Source organism: Serratia sp. SCBI (assembly GCF_000747565.1).
In the GTDB taxonomy this organism is placed as follows: domain Bacteria; phylum Pseudomonadota; class Gammaproteobacteria; order Enterobacterales; family Enterobacteriaceae; genus Serratia; species Serratia ureilytica.
The window spans coordinates 1,292,631-1,306,285 of sequence record NZ_CP003424.1; the positions used below are offsets into that span (position 1 = coordinate 1,292,631).

The 13,655-nt window shown below is 57.9% G+C and carries 13 protein-coding genes; 12 read left to right on the forward strand and 1 reads right to left on the reverse strand.

Annotated features, from left to right (window positions below):
* Positions 1 to 54: 54 nt before the first annotated feature.
* The 3 genes from odhB to sucD all read left to right on the forward strand — a co-directional run bounded on the left by odhB (position 55) and on the right by sucD (position 3,430).
* Positions 55 to 1,269 carry a 2-oxoglutarate dehydrogenase complex dihydrolipoyllysine-residue succinyltransferase gene (gene odhB / locus SERRSCBI_RS05955; RefSeq protein ID WP_033642197.1) on the forward strand — a complete coding sequence of 405 codons (1,215 nt, stop codon included), beginning with the start codon at positions 55 to 57 and terminating at the stop codon, positions 1,267 to 1,269.
* 122 nt (positions 1,270 to 1,391) lie between these two features.
* On the forward strand, positions 1,392 to 2,558 hold the full coding sequence (gene sucC, locus SERRSCBI_RS05960) for an ADP-forming succinate--CoA ligase subunit beta (RefSeq protein ID WP_015376978.1): 1,167 nt from the start codon (positions 1,392 to 1,394) through the stop codon (positions 2,556 to 2,558).
* A complete protein-coding gene (gene sucD, locus SERRSCBI_RS05965; RefSeq protein WP_004939878.1) occupies positions 2,558 to 3,430 on the forward strand; it encodes a succinate--CoA ligase subunit alpha in 873 nt (290 codons plus the stop codon). The genes sucC and sucD overlap by 1 nt, the downstream gene beginning before the upstream one ends.
* 72 nt (positions 3,431 to 3,502) lie before the next feature.
* Here the strand turns inward: sucD and SERRSCBI_RS05970 are convergent, their stop codons facing one another.
* The gene (locus SERRSCBI_RS05970) at positions 3,503 to 5,401 is read right to left on the reverse strand and encodes a bifunctional UDP-sugar hydrolase/5'-nucleotidase (RefSeq protein WP_042783864.1); all 1,899 of its coding nucleotides are present in this window, start codon (positions 5,399 to 5,401) and stop codon (positions 3,503 to 3,505) included.
* 684 nt (positions 5,402 to 6,085) lie between these two features.
* On the opposite strand from SERRSCBI_RS05970, the gene cydA reads away from it, so the two are divergent.
* The 9 genes from cydA (at position 6,086) to tolB (ending at position 13,624) form a co-directional block, all read left to right on the forward strand.
* Positions 6,086 to 7,654 (forward strand): cytochrome ubiquinol oxidase subunit I, encoded by a 1,569-nt coding sequence (gene cydA / locus SERRSCBI_RS05975; RefSeq protein WP_004939873.1) that lies wholly within the window; start codon positions 6,086 to 6,088, stop codon positions 7,652 to 7,654.
* A 14-nt stretch (positions 7,655 to 7,668) separates the two neighbouring features.
* The gene (gene cydB, locus SERRSCBI_RS05980; protein ID WP_015376980.1) at positions 7,669 to 8,808 is read left to right on the forward strand and encodes a cytochrome d ubiquinol oxidase subunit II; all 1,140 of its coding nucleotides are present in this window, start codon (positions 7,669 to 7,671) and stop codon (positions 8,806 to 8,808) included.
* Between the two features lie 17 nt (positions 8,809 to 8,825).
* Positions 8,826 to 8,939: a cytochrome bd-I oxidase subunit CydX gene (gene cydX / locus SERRSCBI_RS23970; RefSeq protein WP_004939868.1), complete on the forward strand. Its 114-nt coding sequence runs from the start codon at positions 8,826 to 8,828 to the stop codon at positions 8,937 to 8,939.
* On the forward strand, positions 8,939 to 9,235 hold the full coding sequence (gene ybgE, locus SERRSCBI_RS05985) for a cyd operon protein YbgE (RefSeq protein WP_004939866.1): 297 nt from the start codon (positions 8,939 to 8,941) through the stop codon (positions 9,233 to 9,235). Before cydX ends, ybgE begins: the two co-directional genes overlap by 1 nt.
* Positions 9,236 to 9,365: 130 nt before the next feature.
* Positions 9,366 to 9,770 (forward strand): tol-pal system-associated acyl-CoA thioesterase, encoded by a 405-nt coding sequence (gene ybgC, locus SERRSCBI_RS05990; protein ID WP_004939863.1) that lies wholly within the window; start codon positions 9,366 to 9,368, stop codon positions 9,768 to 9,770.
* Positions 9,767 to 10,450, forward strand: a complete 684-nt coding sequence (gene tolQ, locus SERRSCBI_RS05995; protein WP_004939862.1) for a Tol-Pal system protein TolQ — start codon at positions 9,767 to 9,769, stop codon at positions 10,448 to 10,450. The genes ybgC and tolQ overlap by 4 nt, the downstream gene beginning before the upstream one ends.
* A 12-nt stretch (positions 10,451 to 10,462) precedes the next feature.
* On the forward strand, positions 10,463 to 10,891 hold the full coding sequence (tolR, locus tag SERRSCBI_RS06000) for a colicin uptake protein TolR (RefSeq protein WP_004939859.1): 429 nt from the start codon (positions 10,463 to 10,465) through the stop codon (positions 10,889 to 10,891).
* Positions 10,892 to 10,972: 81 nt separating this feature from the next.
* Positions 10,973 to 12,199 carry a cell envelope integrity protein TolA gene (tolA, locus tag SERRSCBI_RS06005; protein WP_042783865.1) on the forward strand — a complete coding sequence of 409 codons (1,227 nt, stop codon included), beginning with the start codon at positions 10,973 to 10,975 and terminating at the stop codon, positions 12,197 to 12,199.
* Positions 12,200 to 12,331: 132 nt separating this feature from the next.
* Entirely contained in the window at positions 12,332 to 13,624 is a 1,293-nt protein-coding gene (gene tolB, locus SERRSCBI_RS06010; RefSeq protein WP_004939856.1) for a Tol-Pal system beta propeller repeat protein TolB, read from the forward strand.
* Positions 13,625 to 13,655 lie beyond the last annotated feature (31 nt).

Genomic DNA, 13,655 nt, shown 5'->3' on the forward strand with positions numbered 1-13,655 from the left:
CTTGCCGGCCGAGGGGCCGGCAAGCAGATGATAAAAAACTTAAGGGAAAGCTAAATGAGTAGCGTAGATATTCTGGTTCCTGACCTTCCTGAATCGGTTGCCGATGCGACCGTAGCCACCTGGCACAAGAAACCGGGCGACAGCGTTCAGCGTGACGAAGTCCTGGTTGAAATCGAAACCGACAAAGTGGTGTTGGAAGTGCCGGCCAGTGAAGCGGGTATTCTCGATGCTATCGTGGAAGAAGAGGGCGCGACCGTACTGTCTCGCCAGCTGCTCGGCCGCATCCGTCCGGGCGACAGCTCCGGCAAGCCGACCGCTGAGAAGAGCCAGGAGAAAGAAGCCACGCCTGCACAGCGCGCGACCGCGAGCCTGGAAGAAGAAAGCAATGACGCGCTCAGCCCGGCGATTCGTCGCCTGATTGCTGAACACGATCTCGATGCCGGCGCCATCAAAGGCACCGGCGTGGGTGGCCGCATTACGCGTGAAGACGTGGAAGCGCACCTGGCCAAAGGCGGCGCCGCTGCCAAACCAGCCGCCGCTGAAGCCGCGCCGCAGCCTGCTCTGGCCGGCCGCAGCGAAAAACGCGTGCCGATGACCCGCCTGCGCAAACGCGTCGCCGAGCGTCTGCTGGAAGCGAAAAACAGCACCGCGATGTTGACCACCTTCAACGAAATCAACATGCAGCCGATCATGGATCTGCGCAAGCAGTACGGCGAAGCCTTCGAGAAACGCCACGGCGTGCGTCTGGGCTTCATGTCCTTCTACATCAAGGCGGTGGTTGAAGCGCTGAAGCGTTTCCCGGAAGTGAACGCGTCGATCGACGGTTCCGACGTGGTTTACCACAACTACTTCGACATCAGCATCGCGGTTTCTACTCCGCGCGGCCTGGTGACGCCGGTACTGCGCGATGTGGACGCCATGAGCATGGCTGACATCGAGAAGAAAATCAAAGAGCTGGCCGTTAAGGGCCGCGACGGCAAACTGACCGTGGAAGAGCTGACCGGCGGTAACTTCACCATTACCAACGGCGGCGTATTCGGCTCCCTGATGTCCACCCCGATCATCAACCCGCCGCAGAGCGCCATCCTGGGCATGCACGCCATCAAAGATCGCCCAATGGCGGTCAATGGTCAGGTGGTGATCCAGCCGATGATGTATCTGGCGCTGTCTTATGACCACCGCCTGATCGACGGTAAAGAATCCGTCGGTTATCTGGTGACGGTCAAAGAGATGCTGGAAGATCCGGCTCGTCTGCTGCTGGACGTCTAGTAACCCTTGCCGGGCGCGGCATGCCGCGCCCGCACTCTGTGCTATGTGGCCGGAAAACCATGCGGTTTACCGCGTAATAATGGTCCGGCTAAAAACCTTCAGAACTGAATGGATAGAACATCATGAATTTACACGAATATCAGGCAAAACAGCTGTTTGCTCGGTATGGCATGCCGGCACCAACCGGTTACGCCTGTACCACTCCGCGTGAAGCAGAAGAAGCCGCATCCAAAATCGGCTCCGGCCCGTGGGTGGTGAAATGTCAGGTTCATGCTGGCGGCCGCGGTAAAGCGGGCGGCGTTAAAGTCGTCAACAGCAAAGAAGATATCCGTGCCTTCGCGGAAGCCTGGTTGGGCAAACGTCTGGTGACTTACCAGACTGACGCGCTGGGCCAGCCGGTTAACCAGATCCTGGTAGAAGCGGCGACCGACATCGATAAAGAGCTGTACCTGGGCGCCGTTGTAGACCGCGCGACCCGTCGCATCGTATTCATGGCGTCTACCGAAGGCGGCGTGGAAATCGAGAAAGTGGCGGAAGAAACCCCGGAACTGATCCACAAAATGACCATCGATCCGCTGGCGGGTCCACAGCCTTATCAGGGCCGTGAGCTGGCCTTCAAACTGGGCCTGACCGGCAAGCAAGTCAGCCAGTTCGCCAAGATCTTCATGGGTCTGGCGACGCTGTTCCTGGAGCGCGACCTGGCGATGGTTGAGATCAACCCGCTGGTGATCACCAAGCAGGGCGATCTGGTGTGCCTGGACGGCAAACTGGGCGCCGACGGCAACGCCCTGTTCCGTCAGCCTGAACTGCGTGAAATGCGTGACCCTTCGCAGGAAGACGAGCGTGAATCCCGTGCGGCTCAGTGGGAGCTGAACTACGTTGCCCTCGACGGCAACATCGGCTGCATGGTGAACGGCGCCGGTCTGGCGATGGGCACCATGGACATCGTTAAACTGCACGGCGGCGAACCGGCCAACTTCCTGGACGTTGGCGGCGGCGCGACCAAAGAGCGCGTGACCGAAGCGTTCAAAATCATCCTGTCCGACGACAAGGTGAAAGCGGTTCTGGTTAACATCTTCGGTGGTATCGTACGTTGCGATCTGATCGCCGACGGCATCATCGGCGCAGTGGCTGAAGTGGGCGTTAACGTCCCGGTCGTTGTGCGCCTGGAAGGGAACAATGCCGAACTGGGCGCCAAGAAACTGGCGGACAGCGGCCTGAATATCATTGCTGCGACCAGCCTGACTGATGCGGCTCAGCAAGTTGTTGCAGCAGTGGAGGGTAAATAATGTCCATCTTAATCGATAAAAACACCAAAGTAATTTGCCAGGGCTTCACCGGTAGCCAGGGGACTTTCCACTCCGAACAAGCTATCGCTTACGGCACCAAAATGGTTGGCGGCGTCACCCCGGGCAAAGGCGGCACTCAGCACCTGGGTCTGCCGGTGTTCAACACCGTGCGTGAAGCGGTTGAAGCGACCGGCGCGACGGCCTCCGTCATCTACGTTCCAGCGCCGTTCTGCAAAGACTCCATTCTGGAAGCGATCGATGCCGGCATCAAACTGATCATCACCATCACCGAAGGCATCCCGACCCTGGACATGCTGACCGTGAAAGTGAAACTGGACGAAGCCGGCGTGCGCATGATCGGGCCGAACTGCCCTGGCGTAATCACCCCGGGCGAGTGCAAAATCGGCATCATGCCTGGCCACATCCACCTGCCGGGCAAAGTGGGCATCGTTTCACGCTCCGGTACCCTGACCTATGAAGCGGTGAAACAAACCACCGATGCCGGTCTGGGCCAGTCCACCTGCGTGGGCATCGGCGGCGACCCGATCCCGGGCTCCAACTTCATCGATATCCTGAAGATGTTCCAGCAGGATCCGCAGACCGAAGCGATCGTGATGATCGGTGAGATCGGCGGCAGCGCTGAAGAAGAAGCGGCAGCTTACATCAAAGAACACGTCACCAAACCGGTCGTGGGTTACATCGCCGGCGTGACTGCGCCGAAAGGCAAGCGTATGGGCCACGCGGGCGCCATCATCGCAGGCGGCAAGGGCACGGCGGACGAGAAGTTTGCTGCGCTGGAAGCGGCGGGAGTGAAAACCGTTCGCAGCCTGGCGGACATCGGCGACGCGGTAAAAGCGGTGCTGAAGCGCTAAGCATTGAGTACGAAATAACACTATCTCGACATGTTTGGCCACCCATTGGGTGGCCTTTTTTATGGGTGAAGATCAGAAGTCGTTAAGCGCCTTGATCAGCGCGATCCGATCCTGCAGGCGGCGCTGCCGCACCGGATCGGCGGCGGTTTGCCGCTGTTGCTCCAGCGAGGTGAGGGCGGTGCGGTAATCGTCGGCATTGTTGAACAGCGCGTCTTTGACGTTGATCGAGGCGACGTTGGTGTAGCGCCCGTCGTCGGTGGTCGGCACCTGGATAACGCCTTCATTGAGCAGCCGTTTGACGATCGCCCGCTGCGGTTCGTATCCCGCCATGCCGGCCAGCTTCCAGCGCTGCGGCGGCACGCTCTGATACTGGCCGTGTTTCACTTCCGTCAGGTAGCGCAGAGTCAGGTTGCGAATGGTGCCTTCTTCTTCACCGTATTGCGCTTTGCTGTCGAACAGCACCGGGAAGGATTGCCCCTCCAGCGCGCCGCCCTTCTGCGTCAGGTGGCCCATACGGTAACTGTTCATGCCCAGGCGGATTGGCATGTCGTCGGTGACCGGCGTGCCGTCTGCCAGGCGCAGACTGACGATGCGTGAACCGGCCGGTTGACGCAGATCGATGGTGTAAGTGACGCCGTCGAAGAAATCGTTGGTGGAATATTTGGACGAGCGCCGCGCCGGGTTAAAGCTGTAGGTGACGTCGCCCGGCTGCAGCTGATTGAAATAATCGGCAGACCACTCCATGTAGCGTTTGAGCGCTTTGCCGTTGAGCTGATAAACGGTGATCTCGCCGCCGGCGTATTGGTAGTTAAAGGCGATATCCTTGGCCTTGATGTCGCCGACATCCAGTTTGGCGCGATCGTTGTCGATCTGCAGGGCGATCACCTGCGCCAGCGGTGCATAGTGACGGGCGGCCTGCTGGAATAACTCACTGATGCCGGTATCCTGAACGTGTACCTGAGGAATGCCGCGGAACTCGTCGGCAGGCACCAGATCGCTGCCGCTCAGCTTCGCCACGACTCGGTTGGCGTTGGCGCGCAAAATGTCATGATACGGCTGGTAGAGAGCCTGCATGGCGCTGTCCGGCGCCAGCCCCTTGATGGAATAGGTGTAGCTGTTTTTGTCGATCAGCGTGAATTTGCCGTCGCGGCGTTCAAATTGCAGGTCAATGCGTGACAGCGCGCGACCGTACTTATCCGGCTCCGTGATGATGACGCCGTTCACCACCGCTTTGTCGATTTTCACATGCATGTGGCCGGCGACGATCGCCGCCAGCTCCGGGTTGGCGTTGGCGATGTCCGCCACGCCGGTGCCGGGGCGCTGGTTCTCGTTGTCGATGCCCATATGCGCGACCAGCACGATCGCGTCGACCTGGCCGTCGATCTGCCTGATGACCTGTTTCACCGCCTGTACCGGATCGGTGAAGTTCAGCCCTTTGATGCGATCGGTGCCCTTGGCGAATTCCGCAGTCATCGGCGTGTCCATGCCGATGATGCCGATCTTCACGCCCTGGCGTTCGAGGATGGTATAGGCCGGCAGATAAGGTTTGCCGCTGTCCCAGACGATGTTGCCCGCCAGCGCCGCGCCTTTAAACTGTTTGAGCGGCGTGGCCAGCGCCGGCAGACCGAAGTCAAATTCGTGGTTGCCCATCACCCAAACGTCGTAGTCAAGCGCGTTGAGGCCCAGCATCATCGGGCTGACGGCCTCCTGTTTGAAGGTTTCGACGAAGTTGCCCTGGATGGTGTCGCCGGCGTCCACCAGAATCAGGTTGGGCTGTTCGGCGCGCACCTTTTTGACCTGGGTGGCTATCTGGCTCAGGCTGCCCGCCAGGTTTTCCGTGTCGCTGGCGTAGTCCCAGGGCACGAAAGTGCCGTGCAGATCGGAGGTGCCCAACAGGGTGATATTTACCGTTTCGGCGGCCATGGCGTTTCCCGAGAGTCCCAAGACAGAGGCAAAGATGATTTTTTTCATAAGTTATTGTCACTCAATGCAATTTTAACATAAGTGGTCATTTTGCTACAAAATCGCAACCTTTACGATCCCATTGCGAGAAATAGACTAATATTGGAGAGAGATTTGTTGTTTTGTGACTGCTATCACTGTCACGGCTTATTGGAAATAAAAGGTTAATTATGTCGCATAATAAGTGCGTAATAATACAATGGCGGCTCTTTTGAATTACATTTATTTAACACAAAAATATCATTAAAAAACAATTAAACCATTGCGCAACATGACCCTAAGAAAATTATGCGAAATGTGCTGATGAATATGGAAATAATATGCGGATAGGCTTAAATTGTCTCAGATCAAATTAGGCCGAAGTACCTCTTTCGGCTAAGATTTGACCTGTAACCAAAAGTCCAACCCACGTCACGTAAAAACCTATTTATTGTGTGGGATTGGGCGAGTATCATCCATGTTGTGATTATGGATGGTTGATCTTGTTGCATTTGTTACCCGTTGTCGGTTTTCAGTGGCGTGCTTGTCGACGGCCCGTGCGGGCTATTGGCCGAGTGTGCGGTTGAAAGCGGAGAAGCTGGATCAAATTTGTTGTGTTTAAGGGCATTCACTGCGGGGCGTTACTGGCGGCTTTGAAAGAAGCGTGCCGATAACCGCGTGTCGGAGTCTTCCTGCGAGGAGCAAGGAGTCAAGATGTTTGATATTGTCGAACTGTCGCGCTTACAGTTTGCTTTAACGGCGATGTACCATTTCTTATTTGTCCCATTAACGCTCGGTATGGCGTTCTTGCTGGCAATTATGGAAACGGTATATGTCCTGTCTGGCAAACAAATCTATAAAGACATGACCAAATTCTGGGGAAAGTTATTTGCGATTAACTTTGCTCTGGGTGTGGCCACCGGTTTGACCATGGAGTTCCAGTTCGGGACTAACTGGTCATATTTCTCTCATTACGTCGGTGATATCTTCGGGGCCCCTCTGGCTATCGAAGGTCTGATGGCGTTCTTCCTTGAATCGACGCTGGTCGGCCTGTTCTTCTTCGGCTGGGATCGTCTGAGCAAGGTGCAGCACATGGCGGTAACCTGGTTCGTGGCCCTCGGCTCCAACCTGTCCGCGCTGTGGATCCTGGTCGCCAACGGCTGGATGCAGAACCCGATCGCGTCGGATTTCAACTTCGAAACCATGCGCATGGAGATGGTCAGCTTCTCCGAGTTGGTGCTTAACCCGGTTGCGCAGGTGAAATTCGTTCACACCGTGGCTGCAGGCTACACCACCGGCGCCATGTTCGTGCTGGGCATCAGCGCTTACTACCTGCTGAAGGGCCGCGACATCGCTTTCGCCAAACGCTCCTTCGCCATCGCCGCCAGCTTCGGCATGGCTGCGGTGCTGTCGGTGATCGTGCTGGGTGACGAATCCGGTTACGAAATGGGCGACGTACAGAAAACCAAACTGGCCGCCATCGAAGCGGAGTGGGATACCCAGCCGGCGCCGGCGTCCTTCACCCTGTTCGGCATCCCCGATCAGGACAAGATGGAAAACTCCTTCTCTATTCAGATCCCGTATGCGCTTGGCCTGATCGCCACGCGTTCCACCGACACTCAGGTCACCGGCCTGAAAGATCTGCTGGCGCAACATGAAGTGCGCATCCGCAACGGCATGAAAGCCTACCAGCTGCTGGAAGAGCTGCGCGGCGGCAATACCGATCCTGCGGTGCGTGCGGAATTCAACAAAACCAAGCAAGACCTGGGCTACGGCATGCTGCTGAAGCGTTATACCCCGAACGTCAGCGACGCGACGGAAGCGCAGATCCAGCAGGCGACCAAGGACTCCATTCCACGCGTGGCGCCGCTGTACTTCGCCTTCCGCATCATGGTGGCCTGTGGCGTGCTGATGCTGCTGATTATCGGTCTGTCCTTCCTGAGCGTGGTGCGCGGCCGCATCGGCCAGAAAAAATGGCTGTTGCGTGCGGCGCTGTATGGCTTGCCGCTGCCGTGGATCGCGGTGGAAGCCGGCTGGTTCGTGGCGGAATACGGCCGTCAACCGTGGGCGATTGGTGAGGTGCTGCCGACCGCAGTCGCCAACTCTTCGCTGACCGCGGGCGACATTCTGTTCTCGATGGGGCTGATTTGCGGCTTGTACACCCTGTTCCTGGTGGCTGAAATGTACCTGATGTTCAAGTTTGCGCGTCTGGGTCCAAGCAGCCTGAAAACCGGCCGCTACCACTTTGAACAACCGACTGCCGCCGTGCAGGAAGCGCGCTAAACAGGAGTCCACGTATGTTTGACTATGAAGTACTGCGATTTATCTGGTGGGTGCTGGTTGGCGTACTGCTGATCGGCTTCGCCGTCACCGACGGTTTCGACATGGGCGTCGGCATCCTGGTGCGCATCATCGGTAAAACCGATACCGAGCGCCGGGTGATGATCAACTCCATCGCCCCTCACTGGGACGGTAACCAGGTGTGGCTGATCACCGCCGGCGGCGCGCTGTTCGCCGCCTGGCCGATGGTCTACGCAGCGGCCTTCTCGGGCTTCTACGTCGCCATGATCCTGGTGCTGGCGGCGTTGTTCTTCCGCCCGGTCGGTTTTGACTACCGTTCCAAGCTGGAGAGCAGCCGCTGGCGCAACATGTGGGACTGGGGCATCTTCATCGGTTCCTTCGTGCCTGCGTTGGTGTTCGGCGTGGCGTTCGGCAACCTGCTGCAGGGCGTGCCGTTCCATGTGGACGAGTACCTGCGTCTGTTCTACACCGGCAACTTCTTCCAGCTGCTGAATCCGTTCGGTCTGTTGGCGGGCGTGGTCAGTCTGACCATGCTGGTCACTCAGGGCGCGACCTACTTGCAGATGCGCACCACCGGCGAGATCCACCTGCGGTCACGCGCCGCAGCGCAGATCGCGACGCTGATCATGGCGGTATGCTTCCTGCTGGCGGGTGTGTGGCTGGTTAAAGGCATCGACGGCTACGTGATCACTTCGGCGCTGGACACCATGGCGGAATCCAACCCGCTGCGTAAAGAAGTGGCGCATCAGGCCGGCGCATGGCTGATCAACTTCAACAAGTATCCGCTGCTGTGGGCCTTGCCTGCACTGGGCGTAGTGCTGCCGTTGTTCACCATCCTGTTCTCGCGTCTGGAGAAAGGCGCGCTGGCGTTCGTCACCTCGTCGCTGACCATCGCCTGCGTCATCCTCACCGCCGGGGTCACCATGTTCCCGTTCGTGATGCCGTCCAGCACCGTGCCTAACGTCAGCCTGACCATGTGGGACGCGACGTCGAGCCTGTTGACGCTGAAAGTGATGACCGTCGTGGCGGCGATCTTCGTGCCTATCGTTTTGGCGTACACCAGTTGGTCGTACTACAAAATGTTCGGTCGTCTCGACAAGAACTACATCGAAAACAACAAGCATTCGCTGTACTAAGGATAAGGAGCTAAACCATGTGGTATTTTGCCTGGATTCTCGGAACGCTTCTTGCCTGCGCCTTCGGCATCATCACGGCGCTGGCGCTTGAGCAGAGCGAAGCGACCAAAGCTCAGCAAGACGGTAAGTAATGAGCTCGTCCGTGATTGACAAGCTGTACGCTGTCACCGACAAGGGCCCGGTTCGGGCCCTTTCCCTGGTGCTGGCGTTGATTTTGGCGGGGTGCGTGTTCTGGGATCCGACGCGTTTCGCCGCCAAAACCAGCTCGCTGGAGATTTGGGAAGGGCTGTTGCTGATTTGGGCCGTATGCGCCGGAGTGATCCACGGCTTCGGATTCCGCCCGCAGCGCAGCGTCTGGCGCGCTTTTTTCGCGCCGCTTCCTGCAATTGTGATCTTGTGCGCAGGATTACTTTACGTTTCTTTATAATCTCCCCGATGTCCCCACGTTATGGGCCCTCACGGCCCATAATTATTTTCATTCCCATCTTGTAACCCATTCCCAACCCGATCTGTCTTGCGTATAGTAGCAGCGTTAAATTGCATTGCTGGGAAGTAGAGTGAGTAATACGTTGTTTCGATGGCCGGTTCGCGTTTACTACGAGGATACCGATGCCAGTGGTGTGGTCTATCACGCCCGCTACGTCGCCTTTTTTGAAAGAGCGCGCACAGAGATGCTGCGTCAGCACAACTTTCATCAACAGCAGCTGCTCAGTGAACAAGTCGCTTTTGTCGTCCGGCGCATGACGGTGGATTATCTGGCTCCGGCTCGTCTCGACGAGCAACTGGAGGTCCAGAGTGAAATCACCTCTCTGCGCGGGGCTTCTCTCACGTTTGCTCAACGCATTGTCAATTCTGACGGGGCCCTACTGAGCCAGGCAGATGTCCTGATTGCCTGTATTGATCCACACCAAATGAAGCCAAGAGCGCTTCCTAAGTCTATTGTCGCGGAGTTTAAGCAGTGACTGACATGAACATCCTAGATTTATTCTTGAAGGCGAGCCTGCTGGTTAAGCTTATCATGTTGATTTTGATATGCTTCTCGGTAGCCTCTTGGGCGATCATCATTCAGCGCACCCGCATCCTCAATGCGGCGACGCGTGACGCCGAAGCCTTTGAAGACAAATTCTGGTCCGGTATCGAGCTTTCCCGTCTGTACCAGGAAAGTCAGGCGCGTCGCGATAGCCTGACCGGTTCCGAGCAGATCTTCCATTCCGGCTTCAAAGAGTTCGCCCGCCTGCACCGCGCCAACAACCATGCGCCGGAGTCGGTGATCGAAGGGGCGTCGCGTGCGATGCGCATTTCGATGAACCGCGAGCTGGAAACGCTGGAAACCCATATTCCGTTCCTCGGCACCGTCGGTTCGATCAGTCCGTACATCGGCCTGTTCGGCACCGTGTGGGGGATCATGCACGCCTTTATCGCGCTGGGCGCGGTGAAGCAAGCCACGCTGCAGATGGTGGCGCCGGGTATCGCCGAAGCGCTGATCGCCACCGCGATCGGTCTGTTCGCCGCCATCCCGGCGGTAATGGCCTATAACCGTCTCAACCAGCGCGTCAACAAGCTTGAGCAGAATTACGACAACTTTATGGAAGAGTTCACCGCTATTCTGCATCGTCAGGCCTTCTCCAGCGACAGCAAATAAGTAGGAGGTAGCATGGCGAGAGTACGTGGACGTAGTCGGCGCGAGCTGAAGTCCGAAATTAACATCGTTCCGCTGCTCGACGTGTTGCTGGTGCTGCTGCTGATCTTTATGGCAACTGCGCCAATCATCACGCAGAGCGTGGAGGTTGACCTGCCGGACGCCACCGATTCCAAAACGGTGTCCAGCGATGACAATCCGCCGGTGATCCTCGAGGTTTCCGGCGTAGGTCAATACACCCTGGTGGTGGATCACAACCGTATGGAGCTGCTGCCGCCTGAACAAGTCGCGGCCGAAGCCAAGTCGCGTTTGGCGGCTAACCCGAAAACGGTCTTTTTGATCGGCGGTGCGAAGGAAGTCCCTTACGATGAGATTATCAAGGCATTGAATATTCTCCATCAGGCGGGCGTGGCTTCCGTGGGGCTGATGACCCAGCCGATCTGACCGTAAGGCGAACGGCAACCCGGTTCCTGCGCTGCGGCCCAGGAACCCCGTATAAGCAACACCAGTTTTTGGGAATCTATTTTGGTAAAGGCAACTGAGCAAAACGATAAGCTGAACCGCGCCGTTATTGTTTCGGTCGTTCTGCACTTCATATTGATTGCCCTGCTGATTTGGGGATCGCTGCAGGAAAAGGTCGACATGGGCGCCGGCGGTGGCGGTGATGGCACCGTGGTGGGCGCGGTGATGGTCGATCCCGGCGCGGTGGTGGAGCAGTACAACCGCCAGCAGCAGCAGAGCAACGATGCGCAGCGTGCCGAGAAGCAGCGCCAGAAAAAAGCGGAGCAACAGGCCGAAGAGCTTCAGCAGAAGCAGGCGGAGCAACAGCAGCGCCTGAAAGAGCTGGAGAAAGAGCGTTTGGCGGCGCAGGAGAAAGCCGCGCAGAACGCCAAGGCTCAGGCTGAGCAACAGCAGAAGGCGGCGGAGCAGCAGAAGCAGGCCGCCGAGCAGCAAAAAGCGGCGGAAGTCGCCGCTGCGAAGGCCAAAGAGCAACAGAAGGTCGCCGAAGCCGCTGCCGCCAAGGCGAAGGCCGAAGCGGACAAGGTCGCCAAGGCGCAGGCGGACGCGCAGAAGAAAGCCGAAGCGGAAGCCAAGAAAGAAGCGGCCGCTGCCGCCGCCGCCAAGAAACAGGCGGAAGAGGCGAAGAAAGCCGCGGCCGCTGCCGCAGAGCAAAAAGCCGCAGAGGCCGCGGAGAAGAAAGCGGCTGCTGAAGCCGAGAAAAAAGCCGCAGCGGAAGCCGAGAAGAAGGCTGCCGCCGAGGCAGAGAAGAAAGCGGCGGCCGAGAAAGCCGCTGCCGCCAAAAAAGCCGCTGCGGACGCCAAGAAGAAGGCCGCCGCCGAGGCTGCGAAACAATCGGAGGAGGTTAGCGATCTGTTTGGCGGCCTGGCGGATGGCAAGAACGCGCCGAAAGGCGGCGGTGCCAAATCGAAGGGCGACGGTAAACCGGCCGGGCAGGGCAATGCCAAGACGGCTGGCGCCAGCGGGGCGGATATCAGCGGTTATATGGGGCAGATTCAAGGGGCGATTCAGAGCAAGTTCTATGACGCCAGTTCGTTCGCCGGCAAAACCTGCGACCTGCGTATCAAGCTGGCGCCGGACGGCCTGCTGATAAGCGTACAAGCAGCGGGGGGCGATCCTGCTCTGTGTCAAGCTGCGGTGTCTGCCGCCAAGTTGGCGCATATACCGAAGCCGCCGAGCGATGCCGTTTATCAGCACTTTAAGAATTCTATACTTGAATTCAAGCCGCAATAACGGTTGATTGAGTGAGTGTTATCACAGGGATGTACTAAGGTAACCAACAGGGATTATGTAGTTTTACGTGAGTTGGTTTGTTAAAATTCTGCTAATTTATCGCAGGCATCCCGCCTGGATAAGGGAGATGAGATGAAGCAGGCATTTCGAGTAGCGCTAGGTTTTTTAATTCTGTGGGCGTCCGTGTTGCACGCGGAAGTTCGCATTGAAATCACCCAAGGGGTCGACTCCGCTCGTCCGATTGGCGTGGTGCCGTTTAAATGGGCGGGCCCAGGCACGCCGCCGGAAGATATCGGCAAGATTGTCGGCGCGGATCTGCGCAACAGCGGCAAATTCAACCCGATCGACGTGGCGCGCATGCCGCAGCAACCGACCTCCGCGTCTGAAGTGACGCCGGCGGCTTGGACTGCATTGGGCATCGACGCCGTAGTGGTCGGTCAGGTTCAACCAGGCGCCGACGGCAGCTACCTGATCTCCTACCAGTTGGTGGATACTTCGGGTTCGCCGGGCACCGTATTGGCGCAGAACCAGTATAAAGTGACCAAACAGTGGTTGCGTTATTCTGCCCATACCGCCAGCGACGAAGTGTTCGAGAAGCTGACCGGCATCAAGGGCGCGTTCCGCACCCGTATCGCCTACGTGGTGCAGACCAACGGCGGAAAATTCCCGTACGAGCTGCGCGTAGCGGATTACGACGGTTACAACCAGTTCACGGTGCACCGTTCGCCTGAGCCGCTGATGTCGCCGGCCTGGTCGCCGGACGGCAGTAAACTGGCTTACGTGACCTTCGAGAGCGGCCGTTCCGCGCTGGTGGTGCAAACCCTGGCTAACGGCGCCATCCGCCAGATCGCTTCGTTCCCGCGCCACAACGGTGCGCCGGCGTTCTCGCCGGACGGCAGCAAGCTGGCCTTCGCGCTGTCCAAGAGCGGCAGCCTGAACCTGTACGTGATGAACCTCGGCTCCGGCCAGATCACGCAGCTGACCGATGGCCGCAACAACAACACCGAACCGACCTGGTTCCCGGATGGCCAGTCTCTGGCATTTACCTCCGACCAGGGCGGGCGTCCGCAGATTTATAAAATCAGCGCCAGCGGCGGTGCCGCACAGCGTCTGACGTGGGAAGGCTCTCAGAACCAGGATTCTGAAGTCAGCTCCGATGGTAAATTCCTGGTGATGGTCAGCACCAACAGTGGTGCACAACACATCGCCAAACAAGATCTTGGATCAGGCGCCGTTCAGGTTTTGACCGGCACCTTCCTGGATGAAACGCCTAGTATTGCGCCAAACGGCACCATGGTGATCTATAGCTCCACGCAAGGTATGGGCTCCGTGCTGCAGTTGGTGTCAACTGATGGGCGTTTCAAAGCGCGTCTTCCGGCAACTGATGGACAGGTCAAATTCCCTGCCTGGTCGCCGTATCTGTGATGCATGTGTAAATATGTATGGCAAACTATAA

Bases quoted from the DNA above. Each gene is read 5' to 3' on its own strand.
- odhB (WP_033642197.1), top strand. From the start codon at position 55: ATGAGTAGCGTAGATATTCTGGTTCCTGACCTTCCTGAATCGGTTGCC.
- sucC (WP_015376978.1), top strand. From the start codon at position 1,392: ATGAATTTACACGAATATCAGGCAAAACAGCTGTTTGCTCGGTATGGC.
- sucD (WP_004939878.1), top strand. From the start codon at position 2,558: ATGTCCATCTTAATCGATAAAAACACCAAAGTAATTTGCCAGGGCTTC.
- SERRSCBI_RS05970 (WP_042783864.1), bottom strand. From the start codon at position 5,401: ATGAAAAAAATCATCTTTGCCTCTGTCTTGGGACTCTCGGGAAACGCC.
- cydA (WP_004939873.1), top strand. From the start codon at position 6,086: ATGTTTGATATTGTCGAACTGTCGCGCTTACAGTTTGCTTTAACGGCG.
- cydB (WP_015376980.1), top strand. From the start codon at position 7,669: ATGTTTGACTATGAAGTACTGCGATTTATCTGGTGGGTGCTGGTTGGC.
- cydX (WP_004939868.1), top strand. From the start codon at position 8,826: ATGTGGTATTTTGCCTGGATTCTCGGAACGCTTCTTGCCTGCGCCTTC.
- ybgE (WP_004939866.1), top strand. From the start codon at position 8,939: ATGAGCTCGTCCGTGATTGACAAGCTGTACGCTGTCACCGACAAGGGC.
- tolR (WP_004939859.1), top strand. From the start codon at position 10,463: ATGGCGAGAGTACGTGGACGTAGTCGGCGCGAGCTGAAGTCCGAAATT.
- tolB (WP_004939856.1), top strand. From the start codon at position 12,332: ATGAAGCAGGCATTTCGAGTAGCGCTAGGTTTTTTAATTCTGTGGGCG.